Below are 20,397 nucleotides of genomic sequence, written 5' to 3'. Positions count from 1 at the left end.
GGCCAATATTATTTTACGAACTCTTCATCCTATTATATATCTTTTTGAAAGCCTTTTCTTATAGAATTATCAGAGATAATGGTACTATCCTTTTCTCTCAGAGAAAAAACAAGAAGGACAGCTTTTAATCAGCTTGTTCCTTCTGCTTTTTTTATTACCCAGCTTATCTACTCATCTTCTGCTTCAAACAGCCAGAGTTTGGAATCAAAGTCATAGCTCGGCTTTTGCTCAGAATCCTCTAAAAGCTGACCGCTGGAAGCGTCCGTTGTGACCAGCCCAACTCGCATAAGCTCAGCCCCCGTATAGGTACGCCCCTCCAGCCGATAGACCTTATCCGCAGCCAGTCCTTTCAGTTGCAAACGCTGATGAGAGCGATTGACTTGATTGAGGACCTTGAAAGTTCCTAAAAGTGCAGTGTTCTGATCCTGACTGACAAGCATCCAAGCTGTCTGTCCATCTCCCTTAAATGGCGACTGCAGTCTATAAAAAGTTCCATTATGAATCAGCTCTCGATGGCGCTTGTAAAAAGCTATCTGTTCCCTGACTTCAGCCAATTCTTCTGGACTTAGCTGATTAAGGTCCAGCTCATAGCCAAAGGAACCGAAAAAGGCGACATTCCCCCGCGTCTTCAACGGAGTCAGACGATTGGTCTGGTGATTGGGCACGATGGAGACATGGGCTCCCATGGATGAAAGCGGATAGAGAAGACTGGTCCCATACTGGATTTTCAAGCGCTCAATCGCATCCGAGTCATCGCTGGTCCAAGCTTGCGGAGCATAGTAGAGCATACCTGGATCAAAGCGGCCTCCACCCGAAGAGCAGGACTCAAATAACAATCTCGGATAGCGACTAATCAAACGCTCATACAAGTCATAAACACCCAAGACATAGCGGTGAAAAATCTCTCCTTGCTGATCAGCTGGCCAGGCAGCTGAGAAGACATCCGTCAGAGGGCGATTCATATCCCATTTGATATAATCCAGCTGCGCTTCCTTGATAACCACCGATAGACGCTCAAAAATCTCATCCACTACTTCCGACCGAGAATAGTCCAAAACAAACTGGTTCCGACCATGGTGGGGCTGTCTATCTGGCACTGCCAACAGCCAGTCAGGATGAGTTCGGTAGAGTTGGCTGTCCTTATTGACCATTTCCGGCTCAAACCAAAGACCGAACTTCATGCCCAAAACGTGAATTCGCTCTGCTAGCGGGCCCAGCCCCTGCGGCAGCCTTTCTGGATTGACAAACCAATCACCCAGCCCAGCTCGGTCATTAGTCCGCTGGCCAAACCAGCCGTCATCTAGCACAAAGAGCTCCACCCCTACTTCTTGAGCATTTTCAGCAAGATCCAGCAGCTGATCCTCACTAAAGTCAAAATAGGTAGCTTCCCAATTATTGATGAGAACAGGACGAGCTCGCTCGCGCCAGTATCCCCTTGCTAGACGTCGACGAAATAGCTGATGAAAAACTTGACTCATGCCGTTGAGGCCCCGCTCAGAGTAAACCAGCAGAGCTTCTGGACTGGTAAAGGACTGGCCCGCAGCCAGCTTCCACTCAAAACCGAAAGGATTGATGCCTATCTGCAGCCGAGTCACATCATAAGTGTCCACTTCAGCCTGAATGAAAAAATTGCCTGAGTACACCAAGGACGCTCCTAGCACTGGACCTGAAAACTCAGTCGTTTTCGAGCGCTTAAGAGCTACAAAAGGATTGTGGTGAGGACTGGAAATACCACGAGTTGACTCAATGGACTGAATCCCCTGCTGAAGCGGGCGCTCCTTGATATAGCGTTCCCGAGCCCATGCTCCTGATAGCTGCAGCCAGTCATAGTCAGCATCTGGCAGATCCAGCGACAGACTAGCTAGGGATTCCAAATAGCAAGTTTCCCCGCCTTGATTAATCACTTTGCTGGAGCGAGCGATAACTGGCCAATCAGCAAAAATCGTATAAAACAGCTGAGCTTCTACTTCTGTCAACGCATCTCGCAGGGTTAGAATAAGAGTTTTAGCCTCCGTTTGAGTCTCTGTATAAGTAGAGGGCAGCCCCTCTAAAGCTGGCTTACCATCTGCTATCTGATAACTGACATAGACAAAATCAGTAATACGCGAGCCATTTTCCTGCCGCAAACAGATAGCGGGATGACGAAAATCTGTCGTGCCGTATTCTGGAAATTCCTGCCGCACATGCTCCAAAGAATAGCGTAAATCTCCTTCTTTCCGATAGGTCGTCATGGGCCGATGCTGCAGCTCCACTAGATAAGAATAATCCCGATCTGGTACCGCCGCTCCGTAGTAAAGCTGCAAGAGTTTACCATCCTCAGAAACCCGAAAGATATAAGAAATCTCACCATTAGTCAGATGAAATTGCCTGCATTCTTCCTTAAACCAAATACTCGCCTTATTCATGACCTTCTCCTTTCACAGTCTGCAATCATACTTCTCCTTTCATTATAAAAAAGGCCACCCCTTTTGGTAAGCCTTTCTTTCTAGTATTATTTATCTAAATGTGACTTTTTACAGCTCCTGCCCCAGATGAGAGCTAGCCTTGCGAAAGTTCAAAGGCGACTGGCCGCGCGCCTTCTTGAAGGCTTTTGAAAAGCTCTGTGTTCCGGCAAAGCCTGTCTTATTGGCAATCTCTTCCACCGAAAGCTGGCTGCCCGTCAGCAAATCAGCTGCCATATTGAGTCGCAAATCATTGCTGTACTCCTTGATCCCCTTGCCTACTTCATCCTTGAAAAGCCGAGATAGGTAGGAAGGGTGCAGCGCCAATTTCTGCGCCAACTCCTGCACAGATAAACTTTCTGGCAGATGACTGCTCAGCAGTTCCAAGACCTGCTGGACATAGGGATTGACCCGACGGCTTTCCGTGATTAAAGATGTCTGCTTAAGACGCTGGGACAAGAGCTCTAAGAAGCGATAAACTTGCCTTTGCAGAGCCAGTTCAGCTGTTATTCCGCTGCCCTCATAAGCCAGACTTTCAAAGACCAAGGCCTTAAATTCCTGCAAAGAAGTCAGCTCAAAAGACCATTGGCTCGACTGTAAGCCCAGAGCCTGCAGATAAGGAGGCAAGAGACGCCCGCCCAGTCCCATCCAGACATAAGACCATGGCTCTTCTCCATCAGCCTGATAAAAGACCGACTGACCTGGCGGCACCACAAAGCCCTGCCCTTCCTGCAAATCATAGCGCTGATTGCCCACGGAGTAAGTCCCCCGTCCCTCCAGTACGATATGAATGACATAAACATCCCGGACAGCCGGCCCAAAGCTATGATGGGCTTCCGTTTTCGAATAACCGCAGAAGGCAAAAAAACAATCTTCTTGGCCAAACTGCATAGACTTAACCAAGGTCAGCGAATGCTCCATCAGCTCCTCCTTAGATTTGGATAAGTTTTTTATCCTTATTATAAAACAAAAACCACTAAACAGCAACTGAATCTGATTAGTGGTTTCTTCATTCATCTTAGAAAGATTGAACGGATGGATTATGATTAAAGAGGGCATGGGTAGCCTTGTAGATATGGTAGGCTGTTGCAGCATTATTCATAGTGTAAAGGTGTATGCCCGCCACATCCTGAGTCACCAAGTCAACAATTTGATCCACAGCATAAGCCAGACCAGCTGCTCTCAGAGACTCTGGATCATGTTCGTACTTATCCAGAATAGCCCGGAATTTTCTTGGCAGCTTGATATTCTCACATGTCTTAAGCAGGCGCAGAGCCTGATTGCGGTTGAGAATCGGCATAATCCCAGCATGGATGGGCACTTCAATACCGGCTAAAATACACTTGTCCTGAAAATCATAGAAGCGCTCATTGTCAAAGAAAAGCTGGGTCACCAAACTAGAACAGCCAGCATCGACCTTTTTCTTGAGATTTTGAATATCCGAAATCTGATTAGGCGAATCCGGGTGGCCCTCTGGATAGCAGGCTCCGATGATGTCAAAATGCGGCGCTTCTGTCTTGATGTATTCGATCAAGTCAGTCGCATAGGTAAAATCATCCTTAGGTGCTACATCTGGAAAAATATCCCCTCGCAAAGCTAAAATCTGATGGACACCAACCCGATCTAGAGACTGCAAAATATTGGACACCATGTCCTTGGTCAGATAAACCGCGGGTAGGTGAGCAATCGTCGGAATCTTGAGGTCGTTGGCGATGAACTCCGTCAAACGAACCGTCGTCTCCTCAATGTCAAACTTATTATTGCTGGCTGTCACACTGATAAAGTGAGGAGCCAGATCTTGCATCTCTCTCAACGCCTGAAAAATCTTATCATTGCCTACTGCCGGATTGGGAGGAAATACTTCAAATGAGAGACTGGGTGTGTGACGACGAACCATATAACAAAAAGTTCCTTTCAATGATGGTAGTGATAGCCGAGGACAATCCTAGAAGAACAGCTTCTGCAGGATTGTCAGCTCTGCTTCATTTTTTGGGGGTATCCTCCATCAAGTTCAACTTTTGAGGTTCCAGGAGGATTATTTCAAATGTTGTCTAGCTGCTTTGGCTGCTTCTACTAAGCGCACCAAGCTAGCCTTGGTTTCTGGGATACCACGAGTTTTAAGACCACAGTCAGGGTTGATCCAGACCTTGCCGCTTGGCACCTTAGCCAAGATAGCCTCAATCGTATGGTCGATTTCCCCTTCATTTGGCACGCGTGGTGAGTGGATATCGTAAACTCCAGGCCCCACTTCTGTCTGGAAGTTCTTAGCCTTGAGCTCATCCAGGATTTCCAAGTTAGAACGGCTGGCTTCAAAGGAAATCACGTCCGCATCCATGTTGTCGATAGCTGGGATGATATCTGTAAATTCTGAGTAACACATATGAGTGTGGATTTGCGTATCTGGCGCTACTGTTGAGTGTACCAAGCGGAAGGCTGGAATCGCCCAGTCAAGGTAGTCTTCGTACCAGTCACTGCGACGGAGTGGCAATTTCTCACGAAGAGCAGCCTCATCGATTTGGATAATCTTCACGCCAGCAGCTTCAAGGTCAAGCACTTCATCCTTGATAGCAAGAGCGATTTGAAGGGTAGAATCCTTGATAGAGATGTCTTCACGTGGGAATGACCAGTTGAGGATGGTAACAGGTCCAGTCAACATACCTTTGACAGGTTTGTCAGTACGGCTTTGTGCGTAGCTAGACCATTTGACAGTGATTGGGTTGAGACGAGTCACATCACCCCAGATGATTGGTGGTTTAACCCCACGCATACCGTATGATTGTACCCAACCATTCTTAGAGAAGAGGTAACCTGACAAGTTTTGACCGAAGTACTCAACCATGTCATTACGCTCGAACTCACCGTGCACCAGCACGTCAAATCCAACTTCTTCCTGCCACTTGATCCAGTCATCGATTTGCTCAGCCAAGAACTTGTCATAGTCTTCTGCTGACAGCTCACCCTTACGGAAGGCCAAACGTTTGGCACGGACTTCCTTGGTTTGAGGGAAGGAACCAATTGTCGTAGTTGGCAACGGTGGCAGATTGAGTGTCTTGTGCTGGATTTCCTCACGTTCTGCAAAGACCGGCAGGCGAGTGTAGTCTGCATCTGTCAAGCCAGCGATTCGAGCAGCCAGCTCTGCATTTTGCCCAACACGCTCTGCTGCAAAGAGAGCTTTGTTAGCAGCAAGTGCTTCTGCACCACTACCATTGCGGATAGCATCCAAGTCACGGATTTCATCCAATTTTTCTACCGCAAATGCAAAGTGGTTCAAGATTGCTGGTTCAAACTCTTCATTAGCCGTTGTAAATGGCACATGGAGAAGTGAGCATGAGCTAGTCAAGACAATGTTTTCAGCTGGGATTTGCTCAAGCACTGCCAGGCTCTTTTCATAGTTGTTGCGCCAAATGTTTTTACCGTTGACGATACCCGCATAGAGTGTCTTATCAGCTGGGAAACCACCTTTAACAAGGTCAAAAGTTTTCTTGCCTTCGACAAAGTCCAGACCAATCGCATCTACTGGCAACTCTACAAGGTCTGCATAGATGTCACGAACATCACCAAAGTAGGTTTGGACCAAGACTTCCAAGCCTTTCTTGTCCGCCAAAAGTTTCTTATAAAGATCCAAGAAGAGAGCTTTTTCTTCTGCTGACAGATCCTTGACCAGACTTGGCTCATCCAGCTGGATACGCTCTGCGCCCAGCTCTGCTAATTTTGCAAAAACTTCTTGATAAGCTGCAGCTAGACCATTTACAAAGTCAGCCGGCGCCACACCATCTTCAAAATCAGATACTTGCAGGAGGGTGAATGGTCCGACCACAACAGGACGGGTTACCAATCCCAGCTCTTTCGCTTCTGCAAATTCATCAAAAATCTTATGCCCAGCCAGCTTGACTTGGGTTTCTTTTTCAAATTTAGGAACGATATAGTGGTAATTGGTGTTGAACCATTTCTTCATCGGAAGGGCACGGACATCCCCTTTTTCGCCCTGATAGCCACGAGCCAAGGCAAAATACCGCTCCAAGTCAGTCAACTCCAAGCCTTGCACAGATGACGGCACCACGTTAAAGAGAAAAGCCGCATCCAGAACATTGTCATAATGAGAAAAGTCATTTGACGGAATCTCTGAAATCCCTTTTTCCTTAACAATATTCCAGTGCTTAGCGCGCAGCTCCTTAGCTGCAGCCAGAAGATCTTCTGCTGAGATTTCATGTCTAAAGTATTTTTCAGTTGTAAATTTCAATTCGCGGAATTCACCCAAACGTGGGAAACCAATGATAGTCGTTGACATAAACGTCCTCCAAAATTTTTCTTGATTTTATCTTATCAGAAAATCCCCCCTCTGTATAATTGGAATTTCCCAGAGTTTGATATAGCCTAAAACTATAACCAACCTCATCAACCAATTCAAAATCCCTATTTTAACAGCACTATTGACTGAAATTATTGTTTGCTATAGGTAGAAATTATGACCTTGGAAAAAGAAAAACCAGCGAGAATAAAATCTCGCTGGTTTCTTTTCATTCTTTTACTAACGCTTTTTTCTCCTCCTTCTCCACAACAAACTCTCTAACCAAGCGGTAGATAACTGCAAAGATGGGCGTGAAGAAAATCATGCCGACCAAGCCAAAGAGATTACCTCCAATCAGGGCCGCGGCTAGAGTAAAGAGAGTTGGGAGACCGACGGACTGGCCGACCACGCGCGGATAGATGACATTGCCCTCAATCAGCTGCACTCCCTGAAAGACTGCGATTGAAAGAAGAGCTTTCCAAGGGCTGTCGGTGAAGATAAAGATAGCACCCAGAGCACAAGCTGAGAAAGGCCCGATGTAGGGAATGAAAGAGAGCACTCCGGCCAAAACCCCTGTCAAGGCAGCATAAGGCAGGCCTGTCAGAGAGTAGGCGATAAAGACTAAAATCCCAACAATGACGGCCTCTATCATCTGCCCCATCAGAAACTTATCATAGGTCTCAACAATGACAGAACCGACATAGGATAGGCGTTTCACAGCCTTCCCAGGAAGCAGGACTTGCAAGAGACGGCTAGTGATTGTCTGCAAATGCTCCTTGCTGCTCAAGAAGGCAAACATGAGAAAGATTGACATGATGACAGAGAAGAAATTGCCAAAGATGGCAGAGATATTGCCTGTCAGACTGCCCAGAAGAGAGATGGCTCGGTTGACAATGTCGCTGTTTTGCAGCTGCTTGGTCAAATCTTTCAGCTGACTAGAGGAAAGCAAGCCAGACTGCTGCAGCCACTTGGCTACCTGAGGTGCTACTTTGCCGATTGTTGCGCTCAGCTGATTGACAGCTGTGGTCAAAGTCGGTACGACAATAGAAACAATCCCTGTCATAATGAGAACTAAAATCAGCACCTCTAAAACTAAGGCCAAACCGCGCTGCAACTTCTGAGGGACTCGGCATTTGTCCAAGAGGTCTTCCAGCTTTTTCATTGGGACATTAAAGATAAAGGCTAGGACTCCACCCAATATAATGGGTGAAAAAACCGAAGTCAGACTCTGCAGGCCAGACCAGATGTTCCCGATATAGAGAACCAGAGCCAGAGCAAGCGCCGCAAATACGATTAGTTTATAAGATTCATTTATTTTTTTCATAAGGCTTCCTTTTAAGGTTTTGTCATTTCCTTATTTTATCATAATTTCCGAGGGCTTTCGAGCAGGAGGAAGCATGGCAACACACAGGTCAGTCCGCTTTGTCATCGATCTTGAATTTGGGTACATCTTGAAGATAAAAAATCCCCGATATGATAGCTAGAACGCCGGCCAAGTTCCCCAAAAATGGAATGATTCCTGCAAGAAAGGCGAAAAAGAGAAGCTTATGGCTCATCTTATTGACTCTTGGCTCTTCACTATAATGAGCCATTCCGACAATAGAAAGCCCCAAAAACAGCAAGCTTATTAATACTATCAAGCCGCCCCAGTCAGACTTTTCGACCATTTTGGGAACTAAAGCAACTATTTCCCAGTGCCATCTCTGAGAAGAAGCGTAAAAGATGATGAGGCCTCCTAAAATTCCAGTAATTCCATTTACCAATAACAATTTCTTTGACTTCATAGCAATCTCATTCTTTCTTTTTTAAACATAGTATACCTAGCCACTTTCTAATCTGTCAACCTTTATAAAAGAATGACTGTTTCATCCGATAAATCCGTTTTCATTCATATTATCTTATGATAAAATAAGCTTATGCACAAGAAAACGATTATTGATTTTAAGCAGTTGGGCCAACGCCTGATTTTTACGAATCCCATCAAGGAACTAAAGACTCGCCATCTTGACCAATTGGAAGAACTTTTGACAGAGATTGAGGGCTGGCAGGAGAAAGGATACTATGCTGTCGGTTATGTCAGCTATGAAGCAGCTCCAGCCTTCGAAGAAAAGTTCCAAGTTCATTCCGCTCCGCTCCAGAAAGAATATCTCCTCTACTTTACTATCCACGATAAGGCCGAGCAGGCTTCCATTCCCTTGACCTATGAGGAAGTGGAAATGCCAGCGGCTTGGCAGGGGCTGACTTCTGAGCAAGAGTACCAGAAGGCTATTGAGACCATTCATCATCATATCCGCCAGGGCGATACTTATCAGGTCAACTACACGGTACAGCTGTGCGCGGAGCTCAATCCTGAGGACAGCTTGGCTATTTACAATAGGCTGGTCGTCGAGCAAAATGCTGCCTACAATGCTTATGTAGAGCATGATGAGACCGCCATCTTGTCCATCAGTCCTGAACTCTTTTTTGAGGAGCAGCGAGGTCAACTGACCACTCGTCCTATGAAAGGAACTACCAATCGGGGACTGACCTTAGAGCAGGATAGAGAGCAGGCTGCATGGCTGGCCCAGGATGCCAAAAACCGAGCAGAAAATATGATGATTGTCGATCTGCTGCGCAATGATATGAACCGTATTTCTCAAACAGGCAGCGAGCGGGTTGAGCATCTCTGTAGCGTCGAGCAATACTCTACAGTATGGCAGATGACCTCTACCATCAAAAGCCAGCTGCAGGAGAGAGTCGGGCTGGCAGAGATTTTCAAGGCGCTCTTTCCTTGCGGATCCATCACAGGCGCGCCTAAGATTTCGACCATGGCTATCATCAAGGCAACAGAAAAAGCCGCCCGCGGGGTCTACTGCGGTACAGTCGGCATCTGCCTGCCAGACCAGAGACGGATTTTCAACGTCGCCATCCGCACCATTCAGCTGGAGGGAAAGAAAGCCATCTATGGCGTTGGTGGCGGCATCACTTGGGACAGCACCTGGAAATCTGAATACATCGAAACCCAGCAAAAATCTGCCGTCCTCTATCGGAAAAATCCGCGATTCGACCTGATTTCTACAGGAAAAGTGACGGACGGAAAGCTGACCTTGCAAGACCAACACCTGCAAAGACTGACAGAAGCAGCTAGCTACTTCGCCTATCCTTTCGACCAAGACAAACTAGAGCAAGAGTTAGAAGAAACCAGCGCTCAGCTAGACAAAGGACAGGATTACAGGCTGCGTATAGCTCTAAAAAAAGACGGCAGTATTGAACTAGAAACGACTCCTCTACTACCGCTGACAAAGACTTTCAGAAAGGCAAAACTGCTCGAGCAGACAGCCAATCTAGCCCAGCCCTTTACCTATTTCAAAACCAGCCATCGGCCACATCTGACCTTGGAGCAGCAAGAACAGATTTACTACAATGCTCAAGGCCAGCTGCTGGAAACCTCTATCGGCAATCTGCTGCTGGAACTAGACGGCAGGCTCTACACGCCTCCAGCTAAACTTGGCCTGCTCAAGGGTATCTACCGCCAGCAGCTACTGGATAAGGGTCAGGCTACTGAGAAAGTTTTAACGCTAGCTGACCTGGCTCAAGCAGAGAAAATCTACGCCTGCAATGCAGTCAGAGGACTGTACGAGCTGGAGATTGAGGATGAAGAGTTCCACAATTTGCAACTTGCTTTTAATCCTCATCAAAAACTTTAGAAATATTTGAGAAATTCTTTATAAATATTTGAAGGTTTGGCGCTATACTAATTAATAAGAAGAGGAGTTTTCTTTCCTAAGATCATGAAAAGGAGAATTGATCATGGAAAATGTTTTGGTTTTACAGCAAGTTAGCAAAAAATTCGGCCGGCAGTACGCTCTGACCGATGTGAGTCTGACGATAAAAAAAGGAGATATTTACGGTTTAATTGGCAAGAACGGGGCCGGTAAGACCACTCTGATCAAGGTCATCACCCAGCTCTTGGAAGCGAGTAGTGGCAATGTCTCCCTTTTTGGCTCTCAGAACTATCAAGAATGGACGCAGAGCCTCAAGCGGGTCGGATCGGTTATCGAAACACCGGTCGCTCACAACCACCTGACAGCCTATGAAAATCTCAGCTACTACTGCAAGCTCCGCCATATTCCCCATGCGGATAAGGTCATCCATGAAACCTTGGAATACGTGGACTTGACGGATACCGGCAAGAAGAAATTTCGTGACTTCTCTCTCGGGATGAAACAGCGGCTGGGTCTGGCTATTGCGCTTCTTACTAGACCTGACCTGATGATACTGGACGAGCCTATCAATGGCCTGGATCCGTTCGGCATCAAGGAATTCCGCCAGCTGGTTCAGCGGCTCAACGAGGAGTTGGGCATGACCTTTATCATCTCCAGCCATATCCTGTCTGAACTCTACTTGGTTGGTACCCAATTCGGCATTATCGAGGAAGGACGACTGATCCGCGAGATTTCCAAGGCGGAGTTTGAAGAACAGAGCGAAGACTATATCGTGCTTAAAACGTCACAGTTAGATGAAGCCAGCCGGCTGATTCACGACCAGCTCATGCATCGCATCAAGGTGGTCAATGCTTCTGACGAGATTCATATCTTCACCCATTCGCATGAGATTAGCAATATTGTCAAGGAACTTGCAGCTGCAGATATACCGGTGCAGGAGATTTACTATGCACGACAAAACCTAGAAAACTTCTTTACAGACTTGGTCAAATGAAAAAGGGAGGCTTATCATGATGGATTTCATTAGAGCCGATTTATACCGGCTCATGCGCTCAAAAGGCTTTTGGATTACTGAGTTTTTATTATTCTGTGCGATTATCTCAACAACCTTCTTCCATGCAAATATTCATTTTGGAGCAAATATCTCAAGTAATGCGTCTGCTAGTCAATCTCTAGGAAAACTAACCGGCCTTCAAGCTCTGGACTATTTTGCAGGCAATACAGACAGTCTGCTATTTTTCACCATCATTGGTATCAGTATAGTCCTTGGAGTGGACCTGTCTCGGAAACTTTATAAAAACTGTCTGAGCTACGGCATCTCTAAGCTCAGCTATTATTTTTCTAAATTCTTTGTCTGCGTTAGCATCGCAGCCTTTCACTTCCTGATGATTTTATCTATCTCCTTTGTGACCGCTAGTCTGTCCAACGGAATTGGTAGTGCCCCCAGCTCTTTTTTGCCTCAGCTGGTAGCTGCTTTCTTCGTTCAATTTCTCGGCACGATTGCATGGATTGCCATCATTTCTTTTGTACTCTATGCCAGCCACTCAATTGTATCTAGCTTTCTAACCTATTTCCTTGGCGGTACCTTACTGACTATTCCCCTCATCTTTTACCCTGACAATGAATGGCTGATCTATCTGACTCTGCGATTTAACACAGATATGGCAGCAGATAGCGGAGCTGTTATCAAGGCTATCCTGACAGTGGTAACGGTCACCCTGCTCTTTCTAGGTGGCGGGCTGATGGTTTTCAAAAAGAAAGATTTATAAAAAGCAGGAACAATCTTAATCATTCATAGGAGATTTCATGTTACATACTATTCAGGCGGAACTCTACCAGCTTGTCCGCTCCAAGCTTTTTTGGCTAATAGAAGGGCTGCTCTTTTTTCTCATTTTCATCAGCTCTCTTGGTGAACGAAACTTTAATTTTTATATCTCTACATCTTCTGATCCAGAAGAAATAGCCATCCAAGGTTGGACAGGATTTGAAGCCCTCGGGCAGCTTGCTAAAGATTTCCTGCCCTTTGTCATGATTACTGTCCTTGTGCTCATTATCTTTCTGTTAGGTCGTGACCTGACTAGAAAACTATACAAAAATATATTAGCCAGCGGGGTCTCTCGGAAAGAATTTTACTTATCCAAAATAGCTGTTCTTGTCATAATTATCATCTTTCAACTAGTGGCAGCCTTTGCTGTAGCCTTTATCTTTGGGAGCCTCTTCCACGGACTTGGGACTATGCCAAAGAACTTTTTCTGGAGCTTTTCCTTGTCTTTCTTTCGCTCCTTTTTCTTTATTATGACCTGCAGTTCCGTAGTTACCTGTCTTCTCTACCTGACCCGCTCCACCCTAGCTAGTTATCTGGTCTTTTTCGCCCTGATTATGCTTCAGTCTAGCCTCGTTATCGTTTTCCCCCAGATAAATTCTGAACTATTCTTATTCCTTATCCTAGCTGGTTCTCTCTTAGGTGGTTACCAAGCCTTTCAGCACAGAGACTTATAAATCTAAGCAGTCAGCCCTTTGGCTGCTTTTTTATTGCTTTTGGATTGGTTCTGCATTTCTTTAGAAATATTTTAGAATTTCTTGAGAAATATTTGAAGTCTAGCTTGTATACTAAAATCAAACCTAAGAAAGCGAGAATATACCATGCAAACTGTTTTAGAAGTAAAGCAAGTTACCAAACAATATGGCCAGCAATATGCCCTTGATCATGTGAGCCTTTCGATTCAGAAAGGCGATATTTATGGACTGATTGGCAAGAACGGAGCTGGCAAAACCACTCTTCTCAAGACCATTAGCCGGCTCATCCATGCCAACAGCGGAACCGTATCTGTCTTTGGTTCGCAGAACTCCAAGGAATGGAATGAAGCCCTGCGTAAGATAGGAACCGTCATCGAAACACCGGTCGCTTACAATCAGATGACTGCTTATCAAAATCTCAACTACTACTGCAAGGTCCACCAGATTGCCCAGCCCGACCACCTCATCAATGAAACCCTGGACTATGTCGGATTGAGCAATACAGGAAAAAAGAAATTCCGCAACTTTTCGCTAGGAATGAAGCAGCGTCTGGGGATCGCTATTGCCCTTATAAACAAGCCTGAACTCATGATTCTGGACGAGCCCATAAATGGCCTAGATCCGCTTGGCATCAAGGAATTTCGACTGATGATCCAGCGGCTCAACCAAGAATTGGGGATCACTTTTATCATTTCCAGCCACATCTTGTCCGAGCTTTATCTGGTAGCCACCAAGTTTGGAGTGATTGACCAAGGACGGCTTGTCGCAGAATTCACCAAGGATGACTTTGACCGAGCCAGCGAAGATTATATCGTCCTCAAGACTAGCGATAAAGAACAGGCTGCCAATCTCATCCAAGGCAAGCTCCACTATCAGCTCAAGGACGCTGATAAATCTGACGAACTGCACATTGTCGCCCAAGAGCAGGAACTAAATGACATCAACAGGGAGTTGGTCCTATCCAACATTCATGTCAATGGTATCTATGCAGCTCACAAAGATTTAGAAAAATACTTTACAGATTTAGTCCAGTAAGGAGACAAAACCATGTTACATACTTTTCAAGCAGATTTTTACCGTTTCTTTCGTTCCAAGGCTGTTTGGATTACCGAATTCATTTTTCTACTGACGACCTTGAGCGCAGTCTTTGGCAAATTAAATGCCGTCCAGCTTATACAAGCGGTGTCCAACGCTATCGGTAATAATACTTTTATCATCATTATCCTCTCTATGGTCGTCATCGGGACAGATCTGAACAAGAAGCTTTACAAGAATACATTAACCAGCGGCGTTTCCCGTACTAGTTTCTTCGTCTCTAAAGCCCTAGTCATGGTCTGCGTAACGTTCCTGCAGTTGGCTCTCTTTTATAGCATCAACTTTATCCTAGCGGCCATTCTAAACGGTATTGGTGATTTATCCGCCACCTTCCTGCTTCAGTTTATTCTTCTATTCTTTGTGCAGTGCCTGACTGTCATTGCTTGGATAGCTATTATCTCCTTTATTCTTTATCTGAGTAAATCTATGATTGCTGCTTTGGGAGGTTACCTTTTCTGCGCATCCTTAACCGGAGCTCTTGCTCAATTTTATCCCAAATCTTTATGGCTGCAGCATTTCACCATGAGCTTTGATTTTGAGACGCTTCAAAGCAACGGTGTAACCTTAAGAATTGTTCTAATCGCCTTGTTTTTAGGAACAGTCTTCACCGCAGCAAGTCTCTATACTTTCCACAAAAAGGATTTATAGTAAACAATGAGCTGGCTCTCGACTGGCTCATTTTAATCTTTCCAATTTTAAATTTCTTTAGAAATATTTTAGAATTTCTTGAGAAATATTTGATAATTAGTTTGTATAATAAAAGTATAAACAAAGTAATTAAAGGAGAAACATCATGCAAAATGTTTTAGAAGTGAAAGGACTCACTAAAAAATACGGTGATCAATATGCTCTGAAAGATGTCAGTCTTTCCATCAAGAAAGGAGAGATCTACGGTCTCATCGGAAAAAACGGTGCTGGTAAGACCACACTGATCAAAATCATCACGCAAGTCATCTATCCTAGCGGAGGGTCCGTGTCTGTTCTGGGCTCTCAGAACCAACAAGAATGGACCAAGGCTCTCAGCCATACTGGATCTGTTATCGAGACCCCTGTAGCTCATGCCCACATGTCGGCCTATGAAAATCTACGCTACTACTGTACCGACCGGGGCATTCCAAATGCTGACAAAGTCATCAAAGAAACCCTGCAATATGTCGGCCTGACCGATACTGGAAAGAAAAAATTCCGCAATTTCTCTCTAGGGATGAAACAGCGGTTGGGCATTGCCATTGCCATTTTGGGGCGTCCCGACTTGCTCATTCTGGACGAGCCCATCAATGGTTTAGATCCAGTTGGGATTCAGGAATTTAGAGAAATGGTCAAGCGCCTCAATCAAGAATTAGGCATCACTATCATCATTTCCAGCCATATCCTGTCCGAGCTTTATCTAGTAGCAACTCGCTTTGGCTTTATCAATCAAGGGCGTTTCATCAAGGAGCTGTCTAAGGAAGAATTTGACCGAGAAAGCGGCGACTATATCATCCTCAAAACGGATAATATCAAGCAAGCTGCTCATTTAGTGCAAGACAAGCTAGGCTACCAGCTCAGACCGACCAACAAGGAAGATGAGCTGCATATTTCCGGTAAGGTACAAGAAATTCGCAAGATTGCCAAGGAACTAGTCCTAGCCGACATCCCAATCGGGGAAATCTACTACGCCCACAAAGACTTAGAAAAATACTTTACAGACTTAATCAACCAACAAGGAGGAAACACTCATGTTTAATAGTATCAAGGCGGATTACTACCGTCTCTTCCGCTCCGTAGGATTCTGGGGAGTGCAGGCTTTCTGCATCTTTGGAATTCTCCTCGGCATTTTCACTTCCAAAGTTGTCAGTTCCGACAACGGTATCTTTTTTGCCATAGATGTCGTCTCCTACAACAGCGGCATGCTCTTTATTGCCTGCAATGTCATGACTAGCTTGCTTCTCGGTGTTGATCTCAATGACAAACTTTATCACAATAACCTGACTACAGGCAAGACTCGGACCCAGTATTACTTCTCTAAATCACTGACTATCGGTAGCTTACTTCCTATGCAGTTCATACTACTCTACATTTTTGGTATTGTCATCGAATTTGTCCGAACCGGTGGTAATATGGGAACCCTGCCAGATAATTTCTGGGGACAATTCGCAATACTCTTTGTCATGCAGGTCATCTGTACCTATGCTTGGTACTGCATTACCAGCTTTGTCCTCTACTTGACTCGAAACTATAGTGTCGTCTTTATCACCTATATCATGACCTACATCTTACTCGGCCTCCCTAGTCAAATGGTTGATGCCAATAATGAATGGTTCAAGGCTATCAAGATGGAGTTCGTCTACGGAGACGCTTCAATACCAGGTGTCATCACCAAAACAGCTATCTTTGCTCTCAGTCTGATCACGGTCTTTAGCTTAGCAGGACTGGCTACACTGAAGAAGAGAGATTTGTAAAATAAAAACTCAGCTAATCACTAAATTAGCTGAGTTTTTTTGAGCGGATTTCACCCTTTCTGGTCTAGCCGGCTTTATCGGCTTTCTTTCACTGCTTCCAATCTTGCTTTTTCAAGAACAGACTGATGCAGACTCCTAGGATAAGGTAGAAAGTGACAAAAGCAAGACTAGCTGCCAGACTGGTCGGATATGGAAAGATCTTGCCCATAGGAAAAAGAACATTAGATAGAAATCCAAGGGGAACAAAAAGCAGGAATAAAATCAAGGCTAGCTTAACCTGAAAAGAAGGTCTTACCTCGGATAGATTGCGGCCTGTTCCCCACACCAGCAGCCCTACTCCCTGGACGATCAGCACCGGCGTTAGCAAGACACTAATTTTGAGAAAATCAGCTAGGATAATGGAGAGGATGATACCCAGACCGACCAAGCCAAGAGAAAGTTGATAGCAAATATTGCTGGCTATTCTCCTGTGCTCGATTGACTGCTCTTCCTCTTTCTGGACTACAGGCTCAATTCCCTTGAGCAGATAGTCTGTGGTCACCTCAAAATAGTCACTCATGGAAATGATCTTATCCAAATCAGGCATACTCTGCTCACTCTCCCACTTGGAAACAGCCTGTCTGGACACACCGAGTTGGTCGGCTAGCCCCTCCTGCGAAATGCCCCGCGCTTTCCGCAGGTACTGGATTCTGTCTGATAGATTCATGGATTATTTTACCTATTCTTTCTTATTTTTTATACTTTCTTTCATTGAAACTTATTATAGCACAAGGCGGAGAGACTGCAAAGTCTGCCTGTCACCTCTTCATACAATGCTAGATTTCTTCTTTAGACGGAAGTGCTTTTTCCTCCCTATCCGTCCGATACCAGAGATAGATACTATAAAGTGTCAGGAGAATCACACCGCCAAAGTAAAGGAAGGGATTGACTTGAGAGAAATCCAATTGATTGTTAGCTTGAGCTATTCCAACAAAAGTCGGGATGAGGGTGTTGGAGAGCGCATGAAAGATGTTACAAGCAAGGCCAGACTGGGTCTTCTTATACAGAGCTGCAAGCCAAAAAGATAGAAGGATACAGAAAATGATATAAACTGAGAAAAGATCCTGGCTTCTATCATAAAAGCGATCGTAAAACCAGAGAGGAATATGCCAGATGGCCCAAATAACACCGGTCATCAAGGTAGAGACAAAGAAAGAAAACTTTTTCTCTAAGGCCGGCTGTAGGAAGCCGCGCCAGCCAAATTCTTCAATCCCGCCCGATAGGACAATACAATAGATAAAAAACCAAGGAAAGCTTACTAAAGCGCCGTCTACCAGCTTGCCACCAGAAGCTAGGGCATAGAAGGCAGTCAGACCGCCACCATAGATTAGCAAGTAGAGCCAGGTCTCTTTCTTGCCTGAAAAGAGATAGGAGCAAATGGCCTTGAAGCCTTTCTTTTTCAGTACGATCAGGCTGGCCAGCATAGGCCCAAACATAGCAATACCATTTAGAATAGCTTCAAGAGCAAGATAGGCTGTAGGTGGGCTGTCTGGCCAAAGGTTTTTGAGGATAATGTCCAGCAGCCAGAATCCCCATGTCCAGCCGAAGTTCCAAGCTAGGAACGGCAAAATTAGTTTTGGTTGTGGTTTGATAGTTGTTTCTGTATTCATGAGAATACCTCCTTATAATATAATTAAACTCAAGTTTTTGATCCAAATCTTCAAAGACAGCAACTCGTTCATTCCGAAATCAAAAACTCGGCTTCTGCTTTCAGATTAACAAAAAAGCCAGTTGCCTTTCTAGCGACTGGACTTGGAATAAAGAAAAAATCTAGTTGCTTTTTGAGTGATTGAACTTGGAATCATTGTCAACTGTCAGTTGCAAGTCAGTTATATCAAGGGTTTAGAGCAGTTGGCTGATTTTTCACTTTGACTGTTAAAATGACCTCGCTGATATGACTTGCTTTTCAAATCACAAAACAAAAAGACATTTTTATCATGCATTTCTTTGATTTAATCTAAAAATAAACCTCAGCCAATTCGAAAATTAGCTGAGGTTTATGAGCGGATTTTGAGGCTAGCTAATAGAGCTTAGCCTTTCTTTTTTGCTTTTTCAAGTCTTTTTTACAAAGTCACAACCAGTTCAAACCAGTCGTCCTCGGCTTTCATTGTCAAGTCCCCGCCTAGGATTTCGACTAACTGCTGGGTGATGTAGAGCCCCAACCCTGAAGACTCCTCGCTGCTGGATAGGTTTTCTGAGTAAAAGCGATTGGTCAGCTTATCCAGATATTGGATAGGCTGCTGGACGATATTTTTGACGGTAAAGATACAATGCTCGCCCTCTTTTTTCAGAGAAATGCTGGCGGTCTTACGGCCGTGCTTGAGGACATTGCTTATCATATTTTGAACAATGCGCTCAAGAATTTCTGGGTCTGTCTCTAGCTCTAGACCTTCAGCTAACTCTACCTGCAGGTCAATCTGGGCTTTCTGAAAGGCGTCATAATAAGTAAAAAGCTGCTGGGTTACCAGCTGGGATATATCTGTCGGCTGGACATTGGCTCGAATGGCACCCTCCATCAGCCGGCGATACTCCATCAAGGCTTCCAGCCGTTTGGATACCATTCCCAGACTATCTGCAATTTTGATTAGCTGCTGACTTTCCTGACTATCATCCTTCAAGAGCTGCTGGGTGTAGCCACTGGCAATGGTCAGAGGAGTGCGGATATCATGGGCGATATTACTGATAGCCATATCCAGCGTCTTCTTTTCCTGCTGGACGACAAAGGTCGTCTTATCTAGCTCCCCAAAGAGCAGTTCTGCTTCCTCTGTCAGCTCCAAAATACTAGGTGCATGAGCAGCAGGAGTCAGACGATTCTGGCTCCCTGTCTGCCGCTTCCGACGAATCTGCTGTGCCACATCCTTGACCGCCAGATGATAGCGTATGAAACCAATAGCCAGAAACAGACTGATAAGGGCAAATAAAATGACTAACACCAACATATCAGTCCTCCTTGAGACGGACACCCAGACCCCAAACAGTCTCTATGTATTCTTCTGTCGGGTCCAACTGAGCCAGTTTCTTACGTAGGTTGCTGAGGTGGGTATTCAGGGTATTATCCCCAGGCAGATAACTCTCTTCCCAGACCTGCTCAAAGAGCTCTTCCTTGGTGTAGATCTTCTTGGGATGACGGAGCAAGAGCTGGAGGATATGATATTCTTTCTTGCTCAGACGGACGCTTCTCTCACCACAGACCGCTTCAAAGGTAGCCTTGAGCAGACGGATATTTTTAAAGGACTGGCCTTCTTCCTCGCCAGTCAAAGCCTGCTGGCTGCGCAGCTGTACGGTGATACGGGCAAAAACCTCATCCAGATTGAAGGGTTTGACAATATAATCATTAGCACCATTCAGCAGGTACTGGCTAACCAGCGCTTTCTCACCAAGAGCTGTCAGCATAACCACTGGCACCGTAGCATTGCTGCTGCGAATTTCCTTCAACACTTCATCACCGTTCTTCCCCGGCAGCATGATGTCCAGAAGAACCAAATCAATCTCCTCCCGCTCAAACAGCGAAATGCCCTCCGTCCCCGAATAGGCAGAATAAACCGTGTGTTCCTTCTGAAAAAGTTCTTTTAGAATTTCATGAATATCACTATTGTCTTCGATGAGTAAAATATGAGCCATAAACACTCGCCTCCAGAAATTTCCTATCACTAGTGTAGCAAGGATAAGAAGCTAAGTCAATAAAAGATGGACTATTCGAAAAACTTTAGAAATATTTTAGAATTACTTGAAGGATATTTGAGAATCGGACTTTAAAATAGAAAGAAATAAGAAATGTATGTGCTATAAAAAGGAGGCTCAGAATGTTTAAAATTTTTTGCAAAATCGTTTTTAGAAGTATTACTTTCGCCCTTGAGGGCTAAGGAAAAAAG

Annotated in this window: 18 protein-coding genes; 8 read left to right on the top strand and 10 right to left on the bottom strand. The window is 45.0% G+C overall.

Going from position 1 to position 20,397, the window contains the following annotated elements; genetic code table 11:
* Positions 1 to 167: 167 nt before the first annotated feature.
* The 6 genes from K1J09_RS04510 to K1J09_RS04485 form a co-directional block, all read right to left on the bottom strand.
* Positions 168 to 2,405 (bottom strand): alpha-galactosidase, encoded by a 2,238-nt coding sequence (locus K1J09_RS04510; protein WP_223323072.1) that lies wholly within the window; start codon positions 2,403 to 2,405, stop codon positions 168 to 170.
* Between the two features lie 108 nt (positions 2,406 to 2,513).
* The gene (locus K1J09_RS04505) at positions 2,514 to 3,458 is read right to left on the bottom strand and encodes an AraC family transcriptional regulator (RefSeq protein WP_223323479.1); all 945 of its coding nucleotides are present in this window, start codon (positions 3,456 to 3,458) and stop codon (positions 2,514 to 2,516) included.
* Between the two features lies 1 nt (position 3,459).
* The gene (gene metF, locus K1J09_RS04500; protein WP_002896521.1) at positions 3,460 to 4,338 is read right to left on the bottom strand and encodes a methylenetetrahydrofolate reductase [NAD(P)H]; all 879 of its coding nucleotides are present in this window, start codon (positions 4,336 to 4,338) and stop codon (positions 3,460 to 3,462) included.
* Between the two features lie 138 nt (positions 4,339 to 4,476).
* Positions 4,477 to 6,729: a 5-methyltetrahydropteroyltriglutamate--homocysteine S-methyltransferase gene (gene metE, locus K1J09_RS04495; RefSeq protein WP_223323070.1), complete on the bottom strand. Its 2,253-nt coding sequence runs from the start codon at positions 6,727 to 6,729 to the stop codon at positions 4,477 to 4,479.
* A gap of 229 nt (positions 6,730 to 6,958) precedes the next feature.
* Positions 6,959 to 8,053 carry an AI-2E family transporter gene (locus K1J09_RS04490; RefSeq protein ID WP_223323069.1) on the bottom strand — a complete coding sequence of 365 codons (1,095 nt, stop codon included), beginning with the start codon at positions 8,051 to 8,053 and terminating at the stop codon, positions 6,959 to 6,961.
* Positions 8,054 to 8,141: 88 nt separating this feature from the next.
* Positions 8,142 to 8,513 (bottom strand): hypothetical protein, encoded by a 372-nt coding sequence (locus K1J09_RS04485; RefSeq protein ID WP_061597186.1) that lies wholly within the window; start codon positions 8,511 to 8,513, stop codon positions 8,142 to 8,144.
* 132 nt (positions 8,514 to 8,645) lie between these two features.
* Between K1J09_RS04485 and pabB the strand changes: the two genes are divergently transcribed.
* From pabB to K1J09_RS04445, 8 genes are all read left to right on the top strand, one after another.
* Positions 8,646 to 10,415: an aminodeoxychorismate synthase component I gene (gene pabB / locus K1J09_RS04480; protein ID WP_223323067.1), complete on the top strand. Its 1,770-nt coding sequence runs from the start codon at positions 8,646 to 8,648 to the stop codon at positions 10,413 to 10,415.
* A 103-nt stretch (positions 10,416 to 10,518) separates the two neighbouring features.
* Positions 10,519 to 11,427, top strand: a complete 909-nt coding sequence (locus K1J09_RS04475; protein ID WP_223323065.1) for an ATP-binding cassette domain-containing protein — start codon at positions 10,519 to 10,521, stop codon at positions 11,425 to 11,427.
* Positions 11,428 to 11,443: 16 nt separating this feature from the next.
* Complete coding sequence (locus K1J09_RS04470) at positions 11,444 to 12,202, top strand: lantibiotic ABC transporter permease (protein WP_223323063.1); 759 nt, start codon at positions 11,444 to 11,446, stop codon at positions 12,200 to 12,202.
* A gap of 37 nt (positions 12,203 to 12,239) precedes the next feature.
* Entirely contained in the window at positions 12,240 to 12,932 is a 693-nt protein-coding gene (locus K1J09_RS04465) for an ABC transporter permease (RefSeq protein ID WP_223323062.1), read from the top strand.
* Between the two features lie 144 nt (positions 12,933 to 13,076).
* Complete coding sequence (locus K1J09_RS04460) at positions 13,077 to 13,985, top strand: ABC transporter ATP-binding protein (protein WP_223323060.1); 909 nt, start codon at positions 13,077 to 13,079, stop codon at positions 13,983 to 13,985.
* Positions 13,986 to 13,997: 12 nt separating this feature from the next.
* Complete coding sequence (locus K1J09_RS04455; protein WP_223323058.1) at positions 13,998 to 14,693, top strand: ABC transporter permease; 696 nt, start codon at positions 13,998 to 14,000, stop codon at positions 14,691 to 14,693.
* 145 nt (positions 14,694 to 14,838) lie between these two features.
* Positions 14,839 to 15,771, top strand: coding sequence for an ABC transporter ATP-binding protein (locus K1J09_RS04450; protein ID WP_223323056.1), 933 nt, complete (start codon positions 14,839 to 14,841; stop codon positions 15,769 to 15,771).
* Positions 15,764 to 16,486, top strand: coding sequence for a lantibiotic ABC transporter permease (locus K1J09_RS04445; protein WP_223323055.1), 723 nt, complete (start codon positions 15,764 to 15,766; stop codon positions 16,484 to 16,486). Before K1J09_RS04450 ends, K1J09_RS04445 begins: the two co-directional genes overlap by 8 nt.
* 88 nt (positions 16,487 to 16,574) lie before the next feature.
* On the opposite strand, the gene K1J09_RS04440 is transcribed toward K1J09_RS04445, so the two are convergent.
* From K1J09_RS04440 to K1J09_RS04425, 4 genes are all read right to left on the bottom strand, one after another.
* Complete coding sequence (locus K1J09_RS04440) at positions 16,575 to 17,192, bottom strand: helix-turn-helix domain-containing protein (protein WP_009659809.1); 618 nt, start codon at positions 17,190 to 17,192, stop codon at positions 16,575 to 16,577.
* A gap of 109 nt (positions 17,193 to 17,301) precedes the next feature.
* Positions 17,302 to 18,135: a CPBP family intramembrane glutamic endopeptidase gene (locus tag K1J09_RS04435; protein ID WP_009659737.1), complete on the bottom strand. Its 834-nt coding sequence runs from the start codon at positions 18,133 to 18,135 to the stop codon at positions 17,302 to 17,304.
* A 453-nt stretch (positions 18,136 to 18,588) separates the two neighbouring features.
* On the bottom strand, positions 18,589 to 19,464 hold the full coding sequence (locus tag K1J09_RS04430; protein WP_009659587.1) for a sensor histidine kinase: 876 nt from the start codon (positions 19,462 to 19,464) through the stop codon (positions 18,589 to 18,591).
* A gap of 1 nt (position 19,465) precedes the next feature.
* A complete protein-coding gene (locus tag K1J09_RS04425) occupies positions 19,466 to 20,146 on the bottom strand; it encodes a response regulator transcription factor (protein WP_223323052.1) in 681 nt (226 codons plus the stop codon).
* Positions 20,147 to 20,397: the final 251 nt, after the last annotated feature.

Source organism: Streptococcus sanguinis, assembly GCF_019928825.1.
Classification (GTDB): Bacteria; Bacillota; Bacilli; order Lactobacillales; family Streptococcaceae; genus Streptococcus; species Streptococcus sanguinis_L.
Note: the sequence above shows the minus strand (reverse complement) of the source record. Positions and strands in the feature narration are given on the sequence as shown.